13 protein-coding genes are annotated in these 21,990 nt (G+C 67.0%); 8 read left to right on the forward strand and 5 right to left on the reverse strand.

The genetic code is table 11. The features are described 5' to 3' along the window. Positions 1-77: 77 nt before the first annotated feature. On the reverse strand, positions 78-884 hold the full coding sequence (locus BDW41_RS20755; protein WP_074552215.1) for a phosphatase PAP2 family protein: 807 nt from the start codon (positions 882-884) through the stop codon (positions 78-80). Between the two features lie 118 nt (positions 885-1,002). Here BDW41_RS20755 and BDW41_RS20760 point away from each other — a divergent pair, with 118 nt between their 5' ends. Further along, the gene (locus tag BDW41_RS20760; RefSeq protein ID WP_083337841.1) at positions 1,003-2,073 is read left to right on the forward strand and encodes an AraC family transcriptional regulator; all 1,071 of its coding nucleotides are present in this window, start codon (positions 1,003-1,005) and stop codon (positions 2,071-2,073) included. 122 nt (positions 2,074-2,195) lie between these two features. Here the strand turns inward: BDW41_RS20760 and BDW41_RS20765 are convergent, their stop codons facing one another. From BDW41_RS20765 to BDW41_RS20775, 3 genes are all read right to left on the reverse strand, one after another. Next, positions 2,196-3,866, reverse strand: coding sequence for a glycosyltransferase family 39 protein (locus tag BDW41_RS20765; RefSeq protein ID WP_233496975.1), 1,671 nt, complete (start codon positions 3,864-3,866; stop codon positions 2,196-2,198). Between the two features lie 72 nt (positions 3,867-3,938). Further along, complete coding sequence (locus BDW41_RS20770; RefSeq protein ID WP_074552216.1) at positions 3,939-5,636, reverse strand: glycosyltransferase family 39 protein; 1,698 nt, start codon at positions 5,634-5,636, stop codon at positions 3,939-3,941. A gap of 75 nt (positions 5,637-5,711) precedes the next feature. Next, the gene (locus BDW41_RS20775) at positions 5,712-6,833 is read right to left on the reverse strand and encodes a glycosyltransferase family 9 protein (protein ID WP_146217397.1); all 1,122 of its coding nucleotides are present in this window, start codon (positions 6,831-6,833) and stop codon (positions 5,712-5,714) included. Between the two features lie 436 nt (positions 6,834-7,269). Between BDW41_RS20775 and BDW41_RS20780 the strand changes: the two genes are divergently transcribed. The 4 genes from BDW41_RS20780 (at position 7,270) to BDW41_RS20800 (ending at position 13,810) form a co-directional block, all read left to right on the forward strand. Then, positions 7,270-8,508: a parallel beta-helix domain-containing protein gene (locus BDW41_RS20780; protein WP_074552218.1), complete on the forward strand. Its 1,239-nt coding sequence runs from the start codon at positions 7,270-7,272 to the stop codon at positions 8,506-8,508. 221 nt (positions 8,509-8,729) lie between these two features. Continuing rightward, the gene (locus BDW41_RS20790; RefSeq protein ID WP_110301680.1) at positions 8,730-9,872 is read left to right on the forward strand and encodes an SO2930 family diheme c-type cytochrome; all 1,143 of its coding nucleotides are present in this window, start codon (positions 8,730-8,732) and stop codon (positions 9,870-9,872) included. Between the two features lie 60 nt (positions 9,873-9,932). Beyond that, a complete protein-coding gene (locus BDW41_RS20795; RefSeq protein ID WP_074552220.1) occupies positions 9,933-12,395 on the forward strand; it encodes a TonB-dependent receptor in 2,463 nt (820 codons plus the stop codon). A 2-nt stretch (positions 12,396-12,397) separates the two neighbouring features. Beyond that, a complete protein-coding gene (locus BDW41_RS20800) occupies positions 12,398-13,810 on the forward strand; it encodes a coniferyl aldehyde dehydrogenase (protein WP_074552221.1) in 1,413 nt (470 codons plus the stop codon). Between the two features lie 284 nt (positions 13,811-14,094). Here BDW41_RS20800 and BDW41_RS20805 read toward each other — a convergent pair whose 3' ends face one another. Next, on the reverse strand, positions 14,095-15,534 hold the full coding sequence (locus tag BDW41_RS20805) for an outer membrane protein transport protein (protein WP_074552222.1): 1,440 nt from the start codon (positions 15,532-15,534) through the stop codon (positions 14,095-14,097). 346 nt (positions 15,535-15,880) lie between these two features. On the opposite strand from BDW41_RS20805, the gene BDW41_RS20810 reads away from it, so the two are divergent. The 3 genes from BDW41_RS20810 to BDW41_RS23435 form a co-directional block, all read left to right on the forward strand. Beyond that, on the forward strand, positions 15,881-16,177 hold the full coding sequence (locus BDW41_RS20810; protein WP_074552223.1) for a YcgL domain-containing protein: 297 nt from the start codon (positions 15,881-15,883) through the stop codon (positions 16,175-16,177). Between the two features lie 83 nt (positions 16,178-16,260). Next, complete coding sequence (locus BDW41_RS20815; RefSeq protein WP_074552224.1) at positions 16,261-19,728, forward strand: ankyrin repeat domain-containing protein; 3,468 nt, start codon at positions 16,261-16,263, stop codon at positions 19,726-19,728. Between the two features lie 206 nt (positions 19,729-19,934). Further along, on the forward strand, positions 19,935-21,990 hold a 2,056-nt coding region (locus BDW41_RS23435; RefSeq protein ID WP_199535404.1), incomplete at its 3' end, for an ESPR-type extended signal peptide-containing protein.

A 21,990-nucleotide genomic window follows, 5' to 3' on the forward strand; every position in this document is an offset into this window, starting at 1 on the left:
TGAAGAGAAGTGAGTAGTGAGAGAAGGCCTCTGCCTTTCTCTGTTTTCTCACTCCTCTTCACTCACTCCTCGCTCCATCAGTAGGGCGTAGATTCAATCAACACCTTCTCCGCCGAACACTTCGCATCCACCGACGCCGCATTCGCCTTCCGATACGCGTCCAGCTCCCGCTTCGCATCCGCCAGGCTCGCCTGGAACGCGGGCGACGCATGCAGCACCGCCACCACGGCCGCGCCATTCATCGCTCCCGCATCGATCGCGCTGAGATTGTGCACGCCGCACACCACGCGGCTGTCGCCGAAGGCGCGGGAGCGCAGCAGCAGGTCGCTGGCCCGATCCGGCGCCAGCTCGGCCAGCACCAGGCCCACCGCCCAGCCGCGCGTGGCGTGGCCGGAGGGATAGTCGAAGCTCTTGGCCAGTTGCGCCGAGGACTGGCAGGTCGCGCCCTGGTCGATCAGGAACGGACGCTGGCGCTGGTTGGCCTTTTTCGCCGGGCCGGTGGAAGCGTCCGCCGCGCTGCTGGTGGCATCCACCAGGGCGGCCAGCCTGGGCAGTGTCGCAGCATCCAGCGACACGCCCATGGCGCAGCTGAAATCCGCCATCAGCTTCGGCGTGGCGTAGTCCACGTCCTGCTGGGCCAGGGTCCAGCGCGGTGTGTCCTGCAGCTTGCGCGTGGCGAGGAAGACCTGGCGGTCGGCCTCGTAGCGCGGCGTACCGGCGCGGGGCGCGGCGGGAAGTAGCTCGGCCGTCTGCAGCGAGGCGGCCACCGATCTCGCCTCGTCCGGCGACAGCGCGGGCGCGGCGGTCTTCACGGGCGTACAGGCCGCGACCAGCAGCACGGCGGGGAGGAAGGCACGGCGGAAACGGACCGGGCATGCGTTCATCGGCGTTCTCCTCTAGGCCCCTTGTGCATTGCGCAAGGCGGCGGGCCGGAGGCCATGATATAGATCAAGGGGTATCGCCGGACGTGTCCGGCGCTCTCAGGGGGTGGGAGCTCATTACATGACGTCTGTTGCCGTCAGCCATGCCATCGATGACGCCGCGCCGCCGGGGGCCGGCGCGCGCTACACCGTGGCCGAAACGCCGCCGAACATCCTGGTGCATCTGACGCAACTGGCGCTGTCGCGCGGCTTGCGCTGCGATGGCTGGTTCGCAGGCTCCGGGTTGACGCGCGAGCAGCTCAACGACCCCACGCTGCGCATTTCTTACCGGCAGGCGCACTCGGTGATCCGGCGGGCGCTGCAGGCCACGGGCGAGCCCGGCCTGGGCCTGGCCGTGGGCCGCGGCGAAACGCTGGGCAGCTTCGGCCTGCTCGGCCTGGCGATGATGACCTCGGCCACTTTCGGCGATGCCATGAAGGTGGGCATCGCCCATCACCGCGTGAGCGGCAGCCTGGTCGATGTGAGTTTCGAGGTGGTCGGCCCGCGCGAGGTGGCGCTGGCCGTGTGGCCGCGTTTCAACGACGCGCCCTTGCTGCCGTTCCTGTGCGAAGAATTGTTCGCGAGCTCGCTGGCCATCGCGCGGGAGCTGGCCGGCCCCGGCTTCCAACCGCTGCGCCTGGAACTGACCTACGCACGCCCCGCGCATGCGAAGGACTATGCCGAGTTCTTCCAGTGCGAACTGCTGTTCGGCGCGCGCCACAACCGCATCGTGATCGACGCGCAGTGGCTGGAGCATCCGCTGCCCACGCACAATCCGCTGACCGCGCAGCAGGCGCTGAGCCTGTGCACGCAGCAGCACGACGTGGACGGACCGCAGCAGGAAATCGTCGCCTCGGTGGAGCGCCTGCTGCGCAGCCATCTGCGCAACCAGCCACGGCTGCCCGACGTGGCGCGCATGCTCAACATGAGCGAACGCTCGCTGCGCCGCCGGCTCGCCGAAGGCGGGCGCGTGTTCCGCGAAATCCACGACCGCGTGCGTGCCGAGCGCGCGCTGGAACTGCTGCATGGCGGCACGCTGAGCGTGGCGGAGATCGGCCTGGAAATCGGCTTCAGCGATCCGCGCGAATTCCGCCGCGCATTCAAGCGCTGGACCGGCATGCCGCCACGCAGCGCACGGCAGCATGCCGCTTGAGTGCGGCGCCTGGAGCCTAGTCAAAATCCCGCTCGAGAGCCCAATGTCCTCACCGTCATTCCGGCCTGCGCCGGAATGACGAGTAGGAAAGATGCGCGCTAGCGGAGATTTTGAACCGGCTCTTACTCGTCCAACTGCCCGCGCGCCTGCGCATCCACGAAGGCCGACACCGGCCACACCGCCAGCCAGATGCCGCGGAACGGCTGGATATAGACGGCGTTGGCACGATCGGCCGCCGTAAGCCGGCGCGGATAAGTGATCACCAAGCCTTGCGGGTGCGTCTGCGCCCAGCGCCGGACGTCGTCGATGCTGTGGAGTTGCGTGACCGGCTCAGTCAGGCGGCCGAGGAAGGTGTACTGGCCGTCGTTGGATTCCAGGTTCGCCACCGGGCGACCGCCCGCTTCCGCATGCGCCAGCATGCGCGCCACCGGCGTGAAGTCGTAGGCGGGCCACAAGGTGAGCGTGAACAGGCCATGCGCGGTGACGACCGCGATCAGCCCAACCAGCGCGACGCGATAGACCTCGCCCTTGCGCAGCAACACCAGCGGCAAGGCCAGCAACAGGAAGGCGATACCGAAGGGCACGCTGTAGGGAAGCAGCGCCGCATAGAAATGGTCGCGGATATGTCCCGCGCGCAGCAGCGCCCCCAGGCTGATCAGCGTCGCGCCAGCCGCGGCGCAGGCCAACGCGAGCGGCCACGGACCGAGCCAGCGCGAGCTACCAGATGGCTTGTGTTGCATCAACGACAGGGCAGCCGCCATCAGCAGCGCATAGCCGCCAAACTCCGGCAGCATGTAGTACGGCTGCTTGCCGCTGACCACAGAGAAACCGACGAACACCGGCAACAGCCAGCAGGCGAGAAAGCGGATGCCGGCTTCCAGCGGACGCCGCAGCGAGAACAAAGCGGCCCATGCGCGCGGCCACAAGCTGAAAGGCAGCAACAGCACGGGCAGCATCTGCAGATACCACCAGAACGGTTCGGCGTGCGCGAACGAGTCCACCACGCGGCCGGCGGTCTGGTGCACCACGAGTTTCTGCCGGTAGCTTTCGCCACCCATGGTAGTGGCCAGCAGCACCCACGCCAGCAACACCAGCACGCCGACGATCAATGCCTGCGCGCCCCGGACATACCAGCGCCGACGCTCTTGCTTCGCCCAGCGATTCCACAACGGACCGAGCAGCCACGGGAAGGCTACGTGGAGCAGCATCACCGGGCCCTTGGTGAGCAGGCCCAACCCCACTGCCAGCGCAAACCCGACGAAGCGCGGCGCCTCCTTCCGCGGCGTGGGCGCAAGACAGAGCAGCGCCGCCAGCACGCAGTCGGCCAGCAGCACCTCGTACATCACCTGCAGGCCGAACAGGAAACCGAAGCTGTAGGCGGCGACGATCCACGGCGCGGAACGCGCCACCTCGGGACGATCGGGAAACAGCCGCAACGCCAGCCGATGCACGAGCACCAATTGCACCGCACCCAGTAGCACCTCCAATAGACGCGGCCACACGTCGCCGACGCCGCCAACGGCCCAGCCGAGATGGATCAGCCACAGCAGCAAGGGCGGCTTGTCGCTGTACGGCAACCCGTTGAGGTAAGGCACCAGGAAGCTATGGCGCAACCACATTTCCCACGCCACCGACAGCGTGCGCGTGGAATACATCGGCATCGGACCGTGCTGGAAGATGGCGATGAGCGCGGCGACCAGCCAGCACCACAGCCACGGCATCGCCATGGCCGCGTCCACGCCGCGGCGTAGCGGCGTCGATGGCGGAGCGGAAGTGTCGGTCGATGTCGTCACGCTGAAAACTCGAAAGAAGCCGATATGCATTACGTAGCAGAAACGGAGCGGCTCCGTGCCGGATGACGGCGCTCAGCGACGCCGGTCAATGCCGCCCCAGTCGTCCACGTCGCCCGCGGGCACCACGCCGCCGCGACAGGCCGGCGCCACCGCGTCCAGTCGGTACAACCGCCAGTCGCGGCCGCTGGTGACGCCCATGTCCAGCGTCGCCGCCTTGTCGATGCAAGGCGCCATGACGTCCGCCAGGATGAGCACCCAGCGATCGCCGGGCGATTGCTCCTGCCAGCGGATCGCATCGGCCAGCTGTTCGTGCCACGGCGTGACGAAGCCGAAGTCGATCACCTTGCGATGGAAGGCCAGCGGCAACTCCTCCTTCCACGCCACCAGCGCCAGCTGCCCGGACCCCACGACCTGCTGCACGCGCTGCACCAGCGGTTCCTGCGAACTGGCGCGCGCCAGCAGCGGCGCCACCCACAGCCCCCATACCAGCCATACGCCGGCCATGGCGGCGAGCATGCCCGCACCGGCGCGGCGCAGGCGGAATACGGCCGCGCACGCCAGCATCCACGCGCCCATCGCCACGAAGGCGCGCCACAAGGACGCGGCCTGCGCACCCAGCTGTCGTGCCTCCGCGAATCGCAGCATCCAGGCCGATGGATGCACCAGGGCCTGCACGCCCAGCGCGATCAGCGGCAAGGCGAGCAGCAGCACAAAGCCGAGCGCAACCCACTGCGCGCGGCGACGCTGCAGGATGTCGTGCAGCCACGGCCCCGCACAGAGCGCGAACAACGGCAACGCCGGCATGATGTACACATCGCGCTTGGCGCGCGTAAGGCTGAAGAACACGATCAGCAGCACCGCCCACGCCAGCGGCAACAGCACGCGCGCGTCGCGTTCGCGCAAGGCCTGCCGCCATGCGGGCAGCAACCACGGCAGCGCAAGGCTCAAGGGCAGCCACGAAGTGAAGATCACCTCGAGGTAGAACCACGGCGGCTGGAAGCTGTTCCAGGGATGCACGTAGCGATGCACCGTCTGGTTCACGAAGATGTCGTTGATGTATGCGCGCGCTTCGGGGCTGTCGTGCGTATGCACGTACATCGCCAGCGGCACCAACCACAACGCCAGCGCAGCAGCGAACGCCAGCGCACCGCCCAGCCAGGTCGCCACGCCGCCGCTGTCGCCGCTCAGCCCCTGCCAGCGGTATGTGCGCGCAAACCACCACGGCAACACCATCAGGAAGGCCAGCACGCCAACGCCCTTGGTGATGACGCCCAGCCCCGCCGCGAAACAGCCGAGCCACAGCGCGCGACGATCCGGCCCCAACAGCAGGTGCCGCAGGATGCCCACGTTCGCCGCGGTCACGAAGAAGGTCACCGTGGGATCGATCTGGCCGCGCTTGGCCTGAAACACGAACTGCACCGTGCACAGCAGCGCCAGCGCCGACCACAGCCCCGCGCGATGTCCCCACAGCCGCCGGCCAAGGTCGTAGACCAGCCACAAGGTGCCCAGCGAGGCCAGCAGCGAAGGCAGCAGGAAGGCGATGCGCCACTCGCCCGTCAACGCGTGCGACGCGGCCTGCGCCGCCATGAACAGCGGCGGCTTGTCCGAATACCAATCGGTGCCGCGATGCGGGATCAGCCAGTTGCCGGAAGCCGCCATCTGGTGCGCGACCAGCGCAAAGCGCGGCTCGTCGGAGGGCGTCGGCGTACGCATGCCGATGCCGGCGGCCAGCAGTACCAGCGCAGCGAGCATCAGGAACCAACGCTCCATCGGCTCGTGCAATTCATCCCGCCACCGGGTCACGGACCCGGAGCGGCGCGCAGCATCATCCACGGTGAAACCCCATCAATGGGACAGGCCAAGGTGGCCTAGATTACCCGGATGCCCGCCCACGTCGGCCCAATTCAATGAAAGATCGGCCGCCGCGCCGCCGGCACCGCCGCCTTCCCTCAACAGCGCGGGAAAGGCACGCACCACCTGAAGCGCGGCATCGCGCGCCGACATGCCTTGCGTCAGCAGCGGGCAGCTGCCCATGCCGTAGGGTGCATACACGGACGCATCGGTCACGCAGAACATGCCGACCGTGGGCACCTTGGAAGCCACGGCCAGATGCATCACGCCGCAGTCCGCGGTGATCATCAGATCCATGTTGGCCATCACCGCACCCATGCGGCGGATGTCGGTGGAGTAATAGCCGGTCCACGCGCCTCCGAGCATCGAGTGACCATGCGCGGGAATCAGCTCGAGCAGGTTCGCGTTCGGGTTCATATCCTTGAACGCCGTGATGAACTCGCCCCACCACGTTTCGGAATAACGCTTCGCGCCGGTGGCGTTGGCGAAGATGCCGATGACGGGACGCGAGGCGTGTTGCTGCGACTCCTGCAGCAACTGGTTCACCACGGCGCGGCCCTGCGCGCGCTCCTCGTCGGTGAGGCGGATATCGAGCGAGGGATAGTGGCTGGTGTCGTCCACCACCCCGGAGTAATGCGCGCGCGCCCAGCGCAGCAGGTTGATCGGACGCTGCGCCATATGGTGGCCGGCCGCGGCCGTGGGCACTGGATGCGTCAGCCCCGGCTTCGCCTCATCGCTGAAACCCAGCGTATAGCGCCCGCGCAGGTAGCGCGTCATCGCGCGGCTGAATCCGGAGCTCAGCACGGGATCGATGATCAGGTCGTACTGCGTCTTGCGGATGCCGAGCAGCATCGAGAGAAACGCCACCGGATGCTTGAAGCCGCGCCTGGGCAGGCAATAGACGTTCTTCACGCTGAAGAAGGTGGAGAACACTTCCTCCGCGATGTCGCCTTCCGAAAGGATGTCTATTTCGGCGCCGGCGTACAGGCGCTCCAGTTCCTGGATCAGCGGCGTCAACAGGATGGTGTTGCCCAGCCGATGATTCGGCCGGCAAACCAGGATTCGGTAAATACCCTTGCGTGCCAAGGGAGCCGCACTGACGCTGGATGTGTTCACGCAACACCAAGATCGAAGAAACAAGCCGAGTCATTGCATCCGGCGCAGCGCGTCGAACAACACGCCTGACATCAGTCCTTCCCTGGTACGTGCAGTATTGACGCCCCTGACTTTCGTGAAACTTAGATGGAGGGAGCTACACTATTTTTACAAACGCTCTAACTTGCATGGAGCTGTCTCTCGGCTTTCAACGAGCGCTCGCAAGAACGAACGTCCTTCGCGCAAGACAGCTGACGTTTGGACGGCCAGTTGCGAACGTGCGTCGCGCGCACGTGGCCGCGCCGGTCGCCCTGTCCAGACCGGGCTGGAATTCAAACGATCGTCACACTGGCCGCTTTGCCCCCCTTAGGCGCCCGTTCTGCCCTCCCTTGTGCGGCGCGGTTTCCGTGACAGTGGGCCGTCACGCAGCCAGCCGCTCCTGGGGAGGAAAGCGACCATGCGCAAGACCCTTTTGTTTCTCGCCCTGCCTCTGGCCCTTGCGGCCTGCCACCACGAAGAACCGGCCGCGCAGAGCAGCGCCGACGCCTCGTTCGAAGCCAAGCTGCAGGAGCAGCTGCTGGACGCCAAGCCCGGCAGCGTCATCGACATTCCGGCGGGCCACTACCACTTGACGCGCGGCCTGAGCCTGCGCACCGACGGCGTCACCATCAAGGGCGCCGGCATGGACAAGACCGTGCTGTCGTTCAAGGGCCAGGTGGTGGGCCCCGAAGGCCTGCTGGTGAACGCCAATGACTTCACCATCGAAAACCTTGCGCTGGAAGACACCAAGGGCGATGCGCTGAAGATCAACCAGGGCAGGAACATCACCATCCGCGGCGTGCGCGTGGAATGGACGGGCGGCCCCAAGACCACCAACGGCGCCTACGGCCTGTACCCGGTGAAGACGCAGAACGTGCTGGTGGAGGATTCCGTGGTGATCGGCGCCTCCGATGCCGGCATCTACGTGGGCCAGTCGAACACCATCGTCGTGCGCCGCAACCGCGCGGAATACAACGTGGCAGGCATCGAGATCGAGAACTCGGTGAACGCCGACGTGTACGAGAACACCGCCACCAACAACACCGGCGGCATCCTGGTGTTCAACATGCCCAACCTCTCGCAGGCGGGCCACAGCACGCGCGTGTTCAAGAACAAGGTGTACGCCAACAACACCGACAACTTCGCCGCCAAGGGCGCGGCGGTGGCCAGCGTGCCGCGCGGCGCGGGCGTGGTGGTGAACTCCAACGACAAGGTGGAGATCTTCGACAACGACATCGCCGACAACCAGACGACGAACGTCATCATCTCCAGCTATTTCTCCACCAACTACTACAACACCAAGGGCGTGGCGGCGGACTACAACCCCTACCCCAAGGGCATCTTCATCTACGACAACCGCTTCAAGGGCGGCGGCGACTCGCCGGATGGCCTGAAGCTGAAGACACTCAAGACCGCCGTGTACGGCCTCAACGGCAAGTTCCCGGACATCCTGTGGGACGGCTATGTGGACGAGAAGACCTTGGTCGACGGTTTGCCGCCGGCAGGCGACCGCTTCTGCATCCAGAATGGCGACGTGGGCGTGATCAACGCGGATGGTCCGCACGATTACAAGAACCCGAGCACCGATACCAAGCCGTACCAGTGCACGCTGCCGAAGCTGCCGCCGGTGGTGTTGGATCCGGAGCCGAAGGCTTGAGCGTTTCGGTTGATGCCGCATGGTTCGCCGAAATGTATCCGCGATCCCTCACCGTCATCCCCGCGAAAGCGGGGATCCAGTGCCTTTAAGCCGTGGCGTAGATCGAAAGTCGCTGGATCCCCGCTTTCGCGGGGATGACGGTGAGGAAAGCTTGCATGCCTTCGGTCATCGCGTCTGACTTTGAACAAAAAGTTGGAACACGCTCCAGGATGTCATCGTCAATGAAGTTCCTTTTCCGTTCTCTTCTGCTATCGATGTTGTTGCTCGTGAATGCCTGCCACCACGACCTCGACCCCGTGGCCTTCCACGCGGACGGCCGTCCGCCCAAGCTCAGCGACTGGCACGTGGTGGAAGTCCGCGACGGCAAGCTGGTGCTCAACCAGGGCGTGGTGCCCTACGACCTCAACACGCCGCTGTTCACCGACTACGCGCACAAGCTGCGCACGATCTGGATGCCCAAGGGCGTGTCGGCGAAGTACGACCCGAGCGACACCTTCGACTTCCCGGTCGGCACGGTGATCAGCAAGACCTTCTATTACCCGCGCACAGCGGACGGCAAGTTCAGCGACGTGGCGCGCACCTATGACGCGTCGAAGGACTTTGCCGGCGAAGGGCTCGACCTTGCCCACGTGCATCTGATCGAGACGCGCATCCTGGTGCGTCGCGAATCCGGCTGGGCGGCGATTCCCTATGTGTGGAAGGACGACCAGAGCGATGCCCTGCTCGCCCGCACCGGCGCAGTGATTCCGCTGACGCTGGTGGACGACCAGGCCGCGCGCGAGGACTTCAATTACGTGGTGCCCGACGAAAGCCAGTGCGCGAGTTGTCATGCGCAGGATTGGGTGACGCGCAGGATCCACCCGATCGGGCCGAAGGCGCGGCATCTCAACCGCGACTACCACTACGCCACGGGCGAGGAGAACGAACTGGCACACCTGATGAAGGTGGGCTACCTCACCGGCGCTCCGGCGCCAGCCGAAGCACCCCGCAACGCGAACTGGACCGACGAACACGCGTCGCTCGATGCGCGCGCACGCGCCTACCTCGACATCAATTGCGGGCATTGCCACAACCCCAGGGGCGCGGCCAACACCACTGGCCTGACCCTGGACGTGGGCGTGCCCGAAGACCGCCATCTTGGCATCTGCAAGCCGCCGGTCGCCGCGGGGCGCGGCACGGGCGATCACTTGTTCGATATCGTGCCCGGCGCGCCGGACGACTCCATCCTGCCGTTCCGAATGGGCTCGACCGATCCGGGCACGATGATGCCGGAACTGGGCCGCAGCACGGTGCACCGCGAGGGCGTGGCACTGATCAAGGCATGGATCGCGGCGCAGTCGGGGGGCTGCGTCGCCATCCATTGACGAAGCAGCACGCCGCGCTCTTCGGGGCGCGGCTTTTTCATTCGAGGGGAGAAACTGTCGATGAACATCCGTCCGCGTCCGTTGACCACCTGCCTGCATCGCCTGCTGATCGGCAGCACCCTGGTGCTCGGTGCCCTGCCCGCCGACGGCTGGGCCAGCGACGATGCCACGCCACAGCAAGGCACCGGCAGCCCGCAGCAACAGCAAGGCGGCACGGCCGCGGACCCGGAGAAGGCCAAGCTGCTCGGCAATGTCACCGTGACGGCGCAGAGCCGCACGCAGGAAGTGCAATCGGTGCCGATTCCGCTGCAGATCGTCACCGCCAAGCAGATCGACACGCTGGCCGCGACCGACCTGAGCAAGATGGACATCTTCGTGCCCGGCCTGGTGATCGACGCGAGCCAGCCAACCCAGCCCACCTATGAGCTGCGCGGCATCGCCACCAGCAACTTCGGCATCGGCACCGAATCGGCCGTGGGCGTCTACATCAACGGCGTCTACGCGGCACGCTCCGGCGGCTCCCTGCTCGCCTTCAATGACATCGCGCGCATCGAGGTGCTGAAGGGTCCGCAGGGCACGCTGTTCGGCCGCAACGCGGCGGCGGGCGCGATTTCCATCGTCACCAACGAGCCCACCGACAGGTTCGAAGGCAACGCGCGCGTGCGCTTCGGCAACGACGGCCGCAAGTACGCCGACGCGCTGGTGAACATCCCCATCAACAAGGACATGGCGCTGCGCCTGAGCGTGCTGGACAACCAGAGCGACGGCTGGATCAAGGACGCCGCCACCGGCAAGCGCTACGGCGAGGACAACGAATGGGGCACGCGCGCCGTGTTCCGCTGGAACGTCACCGACAACACCCGCGTGCTGCTGTCGTGGGACCACGAAAAGCTCAACCAGCCACCGGCGCCGGCCACCGGCCTGGTGCCGCTGTCCAACGACTCCAACGAGCGCGCACCCTTTCCGCCGGACCCGAGCACCTATCTCAACCCGCTGCATGCGCCGCTCTACAACGACGCGATCGGCGCGCGCGAGTCGCGGCGTTTCGACGGCGGCACGCTGCAGATCGACCACTCCTTCAGCTGGGGCGAGTTCGTCTCCACCACCGCCTGGCGCGGCTTCGACACCTACAACAAGGGCGACTACGACGGCACCAACCACGTCGTCACCTACCTTTCCACCGCCAACATCGAGCACAACAACAGCTGGTACCAGGAGTTCAAGCTGTCGGGCAACAACGACCTGATGGACTGGGTGGCGGGCGCGAGCTATTACCAGGAGCAGGCGCGCCAGACCAGCGAAACGGACATCAACACCAACAGCCTCGATACGCTCTCCAATAACGTGCTGGGTGCGGGTACGCCGCTCGCCGACATCAGCAACATGCTGGCCGCGGCCGGGCTGCCTTTCACCCTACTGGGCGATCCGTGGACGGAAGCCATCAGCAACGATGGCAACTTCAAGGCGTACGCCGCGTTCGGCGACGTGATCTGGCATGTCAGCGACAAGTTCGACATCACCACCGGCCTGCGCTACACGCGCGATAAAAAGGATTTCAGCTGGTACAACATGCCGCGCAGCGCACCGGCCTTCGATGCCACCGTCGCCGGCTTGTATGGTCTTGGCATCCTGCCGCCTGGCACCTTGGACCCGTTCCAGCAGAACGTGATCTTCACCAGCGCGGTCGGCACGCCGGTGTACGCCAGCAATACGTGGAACAACTGGAGCCCGCGCGTGGTCGCCAGCTACAAGTTCACGCCGGACGTGATGGGCTACGTCTCCGTCACCAAGGGCTACAAGGCGGGCGGCTACAACAGCGTGCAGGTGGGCTCGACGTTCCAGCCGGAGAAGGTGATCAATTACGAGGGCGGCATCAAGAGCCTGTTCCCTGACTACAACCTGCTGCTCAACGCCTCGGTGTACTACTACCGCTACGACAACATGCAGTCGCTGGCGCTGGACCCGAACAGCCCGGCCACCGGCCTGCCGATCTACGTGGTGAACAGCAGCAACCAGGAAGCCAAGGGCCTGGAACTGGAAGCGCAATGGCAGCCCATCGACGGCTTCCGCGCCAGCTTCATGGGCGCGTATATCGACGCCAAGTACCGCAAGGCGACCGCGCCCGACGGCACGGATCTCACCGGACAGCCGACCGGCGCGCCGTACTTCTCCGGTGCGCTCTCGCTGTCCTACACTGTGCACGGTGTCGCCAACGGCGACCTGGAGTTCGACCTGTCGCAAGCCTATCGCGGGGCCACGCGCTGCAATGCCGACTCGCAGTATCAAGGCCAGTGCAACGTGAGCCCGAACTTCAAGATCGGCACCAGCCAGCAGCGCACGGACGCCCGCATCGACTGGCACGCGCCGGGTGATCGCTGGGGCGTGGCGTTGTACGGTACCAATGTCTTCAACAAGCGATACGTGACGGGCGTGAACAACATCAGCGAGTCCGTGTTCGGCACGCCGTTCGCCACCATCAGCCCGCCCCGCATGTGGGGCCTGGAATTGCGCGCGAAGTTCTGACCATGAAAGAGCCCACTCCTTCGCTTCATTCGATTCTCCTGCGCCTGCGCGAAGCCCAGGCGCGTGACCCGATGCCGGCGTGGGATGTGCGTGCGACGCGCCTGCGCACGCTGGAAAAGATGCTCGACGAGCAGCGCGATGCGTTCGCCTCCGCCATCGACGCCGACTTCGGCCACCGGCCGAAAGAAGAGACCGAACTGCTGGAGCTTTACCCTAGTCTCTCCAATCTCCGTCATTCGCTGAAGCACGGGCGGCGCTGGATGCGCCCGCGCGGCGGGCTCGCCAACCTGGTGTTCCTGCCCGCGCGCACCACGCTGATGCCGCAGCCGCGCGGCGTGGTGGGCATCATCGTGCCGTGGAACTACCCCATCTTCCTCGCCGTGGGTCCGCTGATCGACGCGCTCACCGCGGGCAACCGCGTGATGCTGAAGATGAGCGAATACACGCCGCGCTTCTCGGCGCTGTTCGCCGAACAGGTGGCGCGCTATTTCAGCGCGGACGAGGTGGTGGTGATCACCGGCGACGCGGAGGTTGCGCAGGCCTTCTCCGCCTTGCCGTTCGACCACCTGCTGTTCACCGGCTCCACCGCCGTCGGCCATCACGTGATGCGCGCGGCGGCCAGCAACCTGACGCCGGTCACGCTGGAGCTGGGCGGCAAGTCGCCGGCCATCATCGGCCCTGGCGCGCGCTTCGAGCACGCGGTGGAACGCATCGTGTTCGGCAAGCTGGTGAACGCGGGGCAGACCTGCATCGCGCCCGACTACGTGATGGTGCCGCGCGAGCGCGTGGGCGAGTTCACCGCCGCCGTGCGCCGCACCGTGGGCAAGCTCTACCCCAACCTCGGCGCGCAGCAGCAGTACGCCTCCATCGTGTCCGACCGGCAATACGAGCGCCTGAGCACGTTGCGCGACGATGCCGCGAAGGCCGGCGCGCGCATCGAGCCGATGAGCGACGCCCACGACATCCCTGCCAGGCGCCTGTTGGCGCCGGTGATGCTGACCGAGGTGAACGACACCATGGCGGTGATGCAGGACGAGATCTTCGGCCCGCTGCTGCCGGTGCTGCCGTACGATAGCCTCGACGATGCGATCGGCTATGTCGCCGCGCGTCCGCAACCGCTGGCGCTGTACTTGTTCGAGGAAAGCGGCGCGACCATCGACCACGTGCTTGCGCGCACCCATGCCGGCGGCGTCACCGTGAACGACACGCTGTACCACATCGCCCAGCACGGCCTGCCCTTCGGCGGCGTGGGGCCTTCGGGCATCGGCGGCTACCACGGCGAGGCGGGCTTCCGCACGTTCTCGCACATGAAGCCGGTGTTTCACCAGGCGCGGCTCAATGGCGCGGGGATGCTCAATCCGCCGTATGGGGCGCAGTTCAAGCGGATGTTGAAGGTGTTGATGCGGTTGGGGTGATGCGGTTCGGCTGAGTCGCAGGTACTTCACTCACATCCCATCTACACCTGCGTTCCCTCACCGTCATCCCGGCGCAGGCCGGGATCCAGTGACTCTACGGTCGGTTATCGCGATATCGCCACGGCCAAAGACCTAGAGCAAAGGCACTGGATCCCGGCCTGCGCCGGGATGACGGTGAGGGGAGCCGTAGTTCATCGCACCACCTAAGCACCGCGCATAAAAAAAACCTCCCCGCTTTCGCGGGGAGGTTTTTGTCTAGCGGCTCGTTTCGCGGAATCCCGCGATCAGAACTTGTACTGCGCCGACAGGCTCAACAGGTTGCCGTAGTCGTCCGAGCTGCCGGTGATCACGTCGCCGGTGGAGCTGGCCGAGTTGATGCGCGCGCTGTTGACGAAAATGTGCGCGTACGAGGCGTTGATCACGAAGTTGTCGCTGACCTTGTAGCCGGCGCCGAAGGACAGCAGCTGGCGGGTGCCATCGGGCACGCGCGGATCGCGGGTGGCGGTCTGGGTCGGCGTGGTGTCGAGGGCCAGGCCGGCGCGCAGGGTCAGCTTGTCGTTGGCGTAGTACTCGCCGCCGATGGCGATGTACCAGCTGTTCCGCCAGTTGAACACTTCGGACGTGGTGGGCTGCGCCGGGTTGGCGTAGTACACGTTGAGGTTCTTGAAGGAATCCCACTTGGTCCAGGCCACGTCGGCGCCCAGACCGAACTTCTCTTCCTGGTGCCAGTAGCTGGCGGTGGCCACGGCCGGCGTGGTGAACGGCGCGGTGCCTTCGGTGTGGGTGAACGGCACGCCGCCCGCACCGGCCAGCAGCGCGGCCACGGTCGGGTTGCTCAGCAGCGCCTGCACGTTGGACGGCACGGTGAAGTTGGCCGTGCCTTCCAGCCGGTGCGAGATCTTGGAGCGGTAGTCGAGCGCGAACTTGTCGTTCGGCGTGATCCTCCACAGGATGCCGACCTGGTAGCCATAGGCCCAGTCGTCGCCCTTGATGCGGGCGACGCCGTCCGAGCCCGGCGGCACGATGGTGTTCACCTGCTGGCCCAGCACCTGGCCGGTGGCCGGCGGAATCGCGCCAGCTGCCACAGCCTGCTGCACCAGGCCCAGGCCCACGGCGTTGTAGTTGATGGCCGAGGTCAGCTCCGCCGAGGTCTTCTGGGCGATGCCGCTGACGCCGATGGCGAAGTTGTCGCTCACGTCATAGGACACCGACAGCGTGCCGTCGAGCGAGGTGAACTTGGACTTCAAGGCGTTGTAGCGGCCGATCCAGTTGTTGTTGTACTCGGTCTGGAAGCCGAACGGCACGGTGAAGGCCGCGCCCACGTGCCACTTGTCGCCGAGCTGGGTGGCGAAGAAGAAGGCCGGAACCGGCATGGTGGTGCCGGCGTCGCCGCCGCCATTGCCGTTGATCGGGCGGCCCAGCGCGTCGTGCGCGGTGCCGCTGAAGGTGGTGCCGAAGTTGATGGCGGTGACATCCGCCTGGAAGTAGGTGCCCTTCAGGTCGCTCATCGCCGCCGGGTTGTTGGCCACGACCGACACGTCGCCGCCCGCCGTGGCGGAACCGGCGTAGGCGCGGCCCATGGCGGCGGCGCTGTCTTCATGCAGCTGGAACGCGCTGGCGTGGGCGCGCTGCGGCGCAGCAAGCGACCCCAGGATCGCCAGGCTCAGCGCAGCGAGCGTCAGCGGACGGCCCGCACGTGAAAGTTGACGGAATGACATCTGCATCAGCAATGCTCCTGCTTATCGTTGGTCTGGCTTCGGGTAGTAGCGGGGCTGACGTCGTCGCTTGACTTTCATACGCGCGTTTGACACCCCTGGCCGGCACTGTGCCGGCTCACCGCAGGCCTTGCAAGTGCGGTTGCAGCAAAGTTCCCGGGGAATTGGCGGCTCATGTCCGCTGTTCGGTGGCGATTAACGAAGATGCCGTCTTCCGCCATCTCGCAAACGCAAACGTATGGTGCAACGGGGATGCAACAGCGAAAGGGGGACGTGGCCGGACGGGACTGTTACGCTTATAGACCGACCGCGCCTGCGGGTGCGCCCTTCCTCTTCACTGCCGACGGGTGCCGCCATGCACTGTTTTGTCTACGCCAGCCAGCGCAAGCCCGATACCTATCTGTGGCTTGCCCGTCGCGACGACTTCGCATGCATCCCCGAGTCCCTCTCGCTGCTCCTGGGCGACCTGCGCTACGTGCTCGAGGTGGAACTGACCGGCGAGCGCAAGCTGCCCCATGAAGATGCACAGCAGGTACTGCAGCACATGCAGGAACAAGGCTGGCATCTGCAGTTGCCGCCGAACGAGACGTTGGCCACCGCCAACCATCCGGTCTACAAGAGCGCGCCGCGCGATTCGAACAGCGATCGCTGAAGACCACGCAGAAGACCACGCATTTGACACCGTTAACACGGGATTACCGTCTGGCGTTGTCACGATTCCTATACTCCGCGCCCATGGCCTACTCAAAAACGCGTCGCCCGCCTCCATTCCTGCAAGCCCTCGCCTGGTTTATTCCAGGACTGGTTGCCACCGCGATCGCCGCGCTGGGTGCCCACCCGCTTGCGCTGATTCCCCTGCTGGCCGCCAATGCGCTGACCATGGCGGCGGTCTGCCACGCGATCGGCTTCGATCCGGAACCGCGTTTCGGCCGCACCGTGCTGCGTCGTGGCGCCGCCCATCTGGTGATGTTCACCGGCTACGTGGTGCTGGTGTTCCTGCTGGTGGCCTGGCCGATGCTCAAGCTCAACCAGGCGCCCAGCCTGGGCGCCGCGTTGATGCTGGCCGGCGCACTGGTGATCGCGCTGGCCGCGCTGTGGCGCGTGTGGCCGGCCTTTGGCCTGGTGTACGTGTGGGATGACGCCTATCCCGCACAGAGCGACGGCTCGTGGATCTTCACCGCCACCGCGCGCAGCCTCGCCTTTGGCCGCCACCTGTCGCGCGAAGAACGTTTCTTCACCCACTTCCTGCCGGCGGCGCTGTCGCTGCTGGTGCTGGCCTTCGTCGCCATCGCGCTGACGGGCCTGTACGGCGTGCTGCCGTCCGAACTGCGCACGGCGGCCCTGGTGCTCTATGGCGTCGTGCTGATGCCGCTGGGCTGCCTGATCATCGCCAACCGCACCTTGCGCGCGTTGTTGTGCGAGAACCGCCGCCCGCTGCGCCAGCCCGCTGGCGGCGTGGTCGACGCGCCCGCGCCGGCACCCGTGCCGAAGCCCGCGCCGCAACTGAGCGAACAGGAACGCACCGCCGGCACGCCGGAGCAGGCGCAGGCGCTGCTGGCTGCCACGCGCGAGGGCGATATCGAGCGAGCGCTGGCGCTGGTGGAAGCCGGCGCCGATCCCAATACCTCGCCCGCGCAAGGCGACCGCGACCAGCGCCCGGTGCTGATGCTCGCCGCCCTGCTGCCCGACACGCGCCTGCTGCGCGCTCTGATCGCCAAGGGCGCCGACGTGAACCGCACCAGCGGCGGCCTCTCGCCCCTGCTCGCCGCCACCCGCGACAGCTGGCACGGCCGCGCCGAAGCGGTGATGACCCTGCTCGCCAACGGCGCCAGCGCGCTTGCCACCGATGCCGAGGGCAACACGCCGCTGCATGGCGCGGTACTCAGCGGTGAGCCCATCGTGGCGGCGATGCTGCTGGATGCGGGCGCGCCCATCAACGCACTCAACAAGGCCGGCCTGAGCCCGCTGGCCATTGCCTGCCGCGCGGCGAACTGGCCGGTGGCGAAGTTCCTGCTCGAACGCGGCGCCAAGCCCACCCCGGCCGATGGCGAGCCCGCCCTGGTCGCCGCCGCCGGCGTAGCGGACGACGACGCGGAAGGCGTGAAGCTGCTGCTCAAGCACCGCGCCGCCGTCAACGCGGTGGATGCGCGCCACCGCAGCGCATTGATGGCCGCTGCGTCCGAAGGCCACGAACAGATTGCCCGTGCCCTGCGCGCCGCCGGCGCCGACGTGAACCTCACCGACCGCCACGGCAGCACCGCGCTGATGGAAGCCGCGCGCGCCGGCGCTGTCGGCATCGTCAAGCTGCTGGCCGAAGCGCAACCCGATGCCCGCGCCCGCGACAGCCATGGGCGCGACGCGCTCACCCTCGCCTGCCAGTCGCCGCAGGCCCATGCGGAAGTGGTGCGCGCGTTGATCGCCCTGGGCGCCGAGCCCAAGACTCCTGGCAGCAATGGCCGCAGCGCGCTCGACTACGCCGCCGCCGCCGGCCGCTGGGACCTGGTGGCCCTGCTCGATCCGGAAACCCCGCTGCCCGCCAGCTTGAGCATGGATGCCCTGCCCGAAGGCGCGGACACGCCTGCGCATCTGCTCGACGGTCTGCGCTTCGGCCACTGGGCGGTGGTGTCCACCTTCACCCAGCGCGTGCGCGAATGGCCCCAATCGCAGCTGGCCCAGCTGTATCTGGACCTGGCGGGCCCCGGCCAGAGCGCCGCGCGCCGCTGGCTGCTCGATCACGCCCTCGATCCCGAGGCGCGCCTGCAGCCGCAACTGGTGGACGACGCGGAAACCGCGGAAGGCGTGGAACCCTCGCTGCCGCCGCTGGGCCGCCGCCTGTTCGACGCACTGCTGCAGCAGCTGCCCGTGGCCACCGAAGCCGTGGAAGACCTGCTGCACGCCGGCGCCACGCCCGCCGGTGCCGGACTGCTGGCGCAGGCGCTGCTGAAACTGGAAGACAGCGCACAAGGTTCGGCATTGCCGCTCGCCATGCTGGAGCGCGGCGCCGACCCGTTTGGCGCCGACGCGCGCGAACGCACGCCCGTGCACCTCGCGGCCACGTACGGTCATGCGGCCCTGCTGCAGGCCTTGCTGGCGCGCGGCTGCGACCCGAACACGCGCGACGTCAGCGGCCGCACGCCGCTGTTCGCCGCACTGGAACATGGCGAAGGCGCGCTGCCGCTGGTGCGCGCCCTGGTCGCACACGGCGCCGACCCGGAAGCCATCGACGCGAACGGCGAGACGCCGCTCGGCCTCTCGCTGGAACACGAGGCCGTCGAGCGCTGGCTGAACTGGGGCGACTGGACGCGTCCCGCGCGCCCGCTGCGCGCCGACGATCTGCCCGCCGCCGCCAAGGCCGGTGCGCTTGCCGCGGTGGAACGCATGCTCGAACTCGGCTTTGCCGTCGACACGCAGGATCGCCAGGGCGCCACCGCCCTGCTGCATGCCTGCGGCGCCGGCCAGCGCGAGGTCGCCGCGCTGCTGCTGGACAAGGGCGCCGACGCCACGCTCGCCGCCACCAACGGCATGACGCCGCTGGCCGCCGCCGTCAGCGCGCGCCGCGAAAACCTGGTCGCCCTGCTGCTGCAGAACGGCGTGGCCGTCGACCAGCGCCTGCCCGGCGACGCCACCGCGCTGATGATCGCCGCCGCGATGGGCTACCCGGAAATCGCCGAACAACTGCTCGACGGCGGCGCCGACGTGAACGCAGTCGATGCCCGCGGCCACGCCGCGCTGCACGCGGCCGCGCAGTACGGCTTCGCGCACAACGACAGCCTGCGCGCGCGGCGCCTGTTCGATGCGCTGCTCAAGCGCAACGCCGACGTCAGCCTCGCCGACAAGGAAGGCAAGACGCCGCTGCTGCTGCTGCTCGGCGCGCACCTGCGCCCCGGCAGCGAATGCGACCCCACGCACATCGGCGCGCTGGTGCCGGTGCTGCTGGATGCCGGCGCCGTACTCGAACACGCCGACCAGCGCGGCGTCACCGCGCTGCACGCCTGCGCCATGCACGCACTACTCGCACCGGCGCGCGTGCTGCTCGCGCGCGGCGCAGACCGCCAGGCCGAAGACGCCTTCGGCCGCACCGCCGCCGACGTGGCGCGCGCCATCGGCTACATCGACATCGCCCACGAACTGGCCGCGCGAAGCACGGGAGGCATCCCCAGCGTGCGGCAAATGCTGCGGCAACCCGCGCAGCCCTCCGAGTAACGAAAAGCCCGCGCAAAGCGGGCTTTTTCTTTCCGGGCCAACGCCTGACTTGTCCGGGCCGGCCGACGCAACCGACCGCAGAATAAGAACTGTCTTATGTCTCCACCCGCCCGTGGAGAGGACCATTTGCTGCGTAGACGGCAAGGACGTCCGGCAAGCCAGAAGGAAGTGGCCATCACTTTCCTACTTCGCACATAGGTCCGGTCATGAACACCATTTATCGCATTGTGTGGAACGCCGCTTCGCGCCGCTGGGTTGTCGCTTCGGAATTCGCCAAGCGCCGCAAGAAGAACTCGCTGCGCGCGTCGGTCGCCAGCGCACTGCTGTTCGTCGGCGTGGGCCTGGCGCACGCCGGCACGCCCGGCACCATCAATGACAGCGCCGGCAAGACCGTGATCGCCACCTCCACCACCGGCACCGAATGCACCGCCGCCAACGCGCCGACGGCCGATACCGGCACCTCCGGCAGCGCCATCGCCGAGGGCTGCGGCGCCAAGGCCAATGCATCCAATGCCATCGCCATCGGTGAAGCGGCCCAGGTGACGGGCAGCAATGGCGTGGCCCTGGGAGCGGGTGCCAACGTCAGCGGCGCCAATGCGCTGGCCATCGGCCTCAACGCCACCGCCAGCCAGACCGATACCGTTGCCCTGGGCGACAGCGCGCAGGCACTGGCTGCCGGTGCCATCACCATCGGCGCCAACAGCCACACCTTTGTAAACAACACCCAAAATGGTGCGGGCTCCGTGGTCATTGGCCAGAACTCGGCAGCAGCCGAAGTGAATTCCGTGGTGCTGGGTTCGGGCGCCAAGACCGGCGCCAACGGCAACCTCTTCAACAACTCGGCCAACAGCATTGCCATCGGCAATGGTGCGGCCACGGGCTATGGTCACGGCATCGCCATCGGCGCCAATGCGCAGGCCACTCCCTCATCCGATGGTTCCAGCGGTTTTGGCTACACCATGGCGATCGGCGAAAACTCGATCGTCAGCAACACCCACTCCATGGCGATCGGCACGAGTGCCAACGCCAGCGGCTCCATGGGTACCGCGATCGGCGAGAACGCCACCGTCTCCGGCGGCAATTCGACCGCCGTTGGCGGCAACAGCAAGGCGACGGCGGCCAGCGCCGCCGCCTTCGGCATTGGCGCCAACGCGGCCGGCCAGGGTTCCGTGGCCATGGGCAGCTCCTCGGCAACGACCAACGCCTGGAGCGTGGCCATCGGCAATGCCACGCAAGCCAAGAGCGTCGGCGACGTGGCGATGGGCGCATCGGCGGTGGCCGACAATGGCGGCGGCGCATCCGGCAGCAGCTACGCGACTGCCGTGGGCACCAACGCCCAGGCGACGGCCGCCAATGCCTCGGCCTTCGGCAACGGCGCCAAGGCCACCGCGCAGAACTCGGTGGCGCTGGGCGCTCTCTCGACCACCACCGCCGACCTGACCAAGGCGGGTTACAACCCGGGCTCCAGCGCCTTGTCCGGCACCGCCTCCACCGCCAACGGCGAAGTGTCCCTGGGCTCCAGCGGCAAGGAGCGCCGCATGACCAACCTGGCCGCCGGCTCGGCCGCCACGGATGCCGTCAACGTCAGCCAGCTGCAGTCGGAAGACGCCAAGGTCAACCAGCAAGGCGCCTCCGCCGCCAGCGCCCTGGGCGCCGGCGCCAGCTACAACAGCACCACCGGCGCCATCAGCGCCCCGGCCTACCAGGTCCACAACGTCGACGGCAGCACGGCAACCGTCAACAACGTGGGCGATGCACTGACCCAGATCGACGGCCGCACGGTTCAGAACACCACCAACATCGCCAACAACACGTCGTCGATCAACAGCCTCAATACCCGCGTCACCAACAACGAGAGCAGCATCTCCACGCTCAACACCAACGTGACCAACCTTACTGGCCGCGTGACCAACGTGGAAGGCAACGTCACCAACCTCACTAACCAGATCAACAACGGCAGCATCGGCCTGGTGCAGCAGGATGCGGCGTCCGGCGTCGTCACCGTAGCCAAGTCCTCGGGCGGCACGCTGGTCGATATGACGGGTACGGCCGGCGCCCGCAAGGTGACGGGTGTGGCTGGGGGTGATGTGAGCGCGTCCAGCAAGGACGCCGTCAACGGCAGTCAGTTGTTCGCGACCAACCAGCAGGTGCCGCAGAACACCGCCAACATCGCCAACAACACCTCGTCCATCAACAGCCTGGATTCCCGCGTCACCAACAACGAAAACAGTATCTCCACGATCAACACCAACGTCAGCAATC

Origin of the sequence: Dyella sp. AtDHG13 (assembly GCF_003201105.1) — a bacterium.
Taxonomy (GTDB): Bacteria; Pseudomonadota; Gammaproteobacteria; order Xanthomonadales; family Rhodanobacteraceae; genus Dyella; species Dyella jiangningensis_B.

Excerpts from the sequence above, each read along its gene's own strand:
- BDW41_RS20770 (WP_074552216.1), bottom strand. The coding sequence starts at position 5,636 with ATGGAGCGTTGGTTCCTGATGCTCGCTGCGCTGGTACTGCTGGCCGCC.
- BDW41_RS20755 (WP_074552215.1), bottom strand. The coding sequence starts at position 884 with ATGAACGCATGCCCGGTCCGTTTCCGCCGTGCCTTCCTCCCCGCCGTG.
- BDW41_RS20815 (WP_074552224.1), top strand. The coding sequence starts at position 16,261 with ATGGCCTACTCAAAAACGCGTCGCCCGCCTCCATTCCTGCAAGCCCTC.
- BDW41_RS20790 (WP_110301680.1), top strand. The coding sequence starts at position 8,730 with ATGAAGTTCCTTTTCCGTTCTCTTCTGCTATCGATGTTGTTGCTCGTG.
- BDW41_RS20800 (WP_074552221.1), top strand. The coding sequence starts at position 12,398 with ATGAAAGAGCCCACTCCTTCGCTTCATTCGATTCTCCTGCGCCTGCGC.
- BDW41_RS20805 (WP_074552222.1), bottom strand. The coding sequence starts at position 15,534 with ATGCAGATGTCATTCCGTCAACTTTCACGTGCGGGCCGTCCGCTGACG.
- BDW41_RS20760 (WP_083337841.1), top strand. The coding sequence starts at position 1,003 with ATGACGTCTGTTGCCGTCAGCCATGCCATCGATGACGCCGCGCCGCCG.
- BDW41_RS20795 (WP_074552220.1), top strand. The coding sequence starts at position 9,933 with ATGAACATCCGTCCGCGTCCGTTGACCACCTGCCTGCATCGCCTGCTG.
- BDW41_RS20810 (WP_074552223.1), top strand. The coding sequence starts at position 15,881 with ATGCACTGTTTTGTCTACGCCAGCCAGCGCAAGCCCGATACCTATCTG.
- BDW41_RS20780 (WP_074552218.1), top strand. The coding sequence starts at position 7,270 with ATGCGCAAGACCCTTTTGTTTCTCGCCCTGCCTCTGGCCCTTGCGGCC.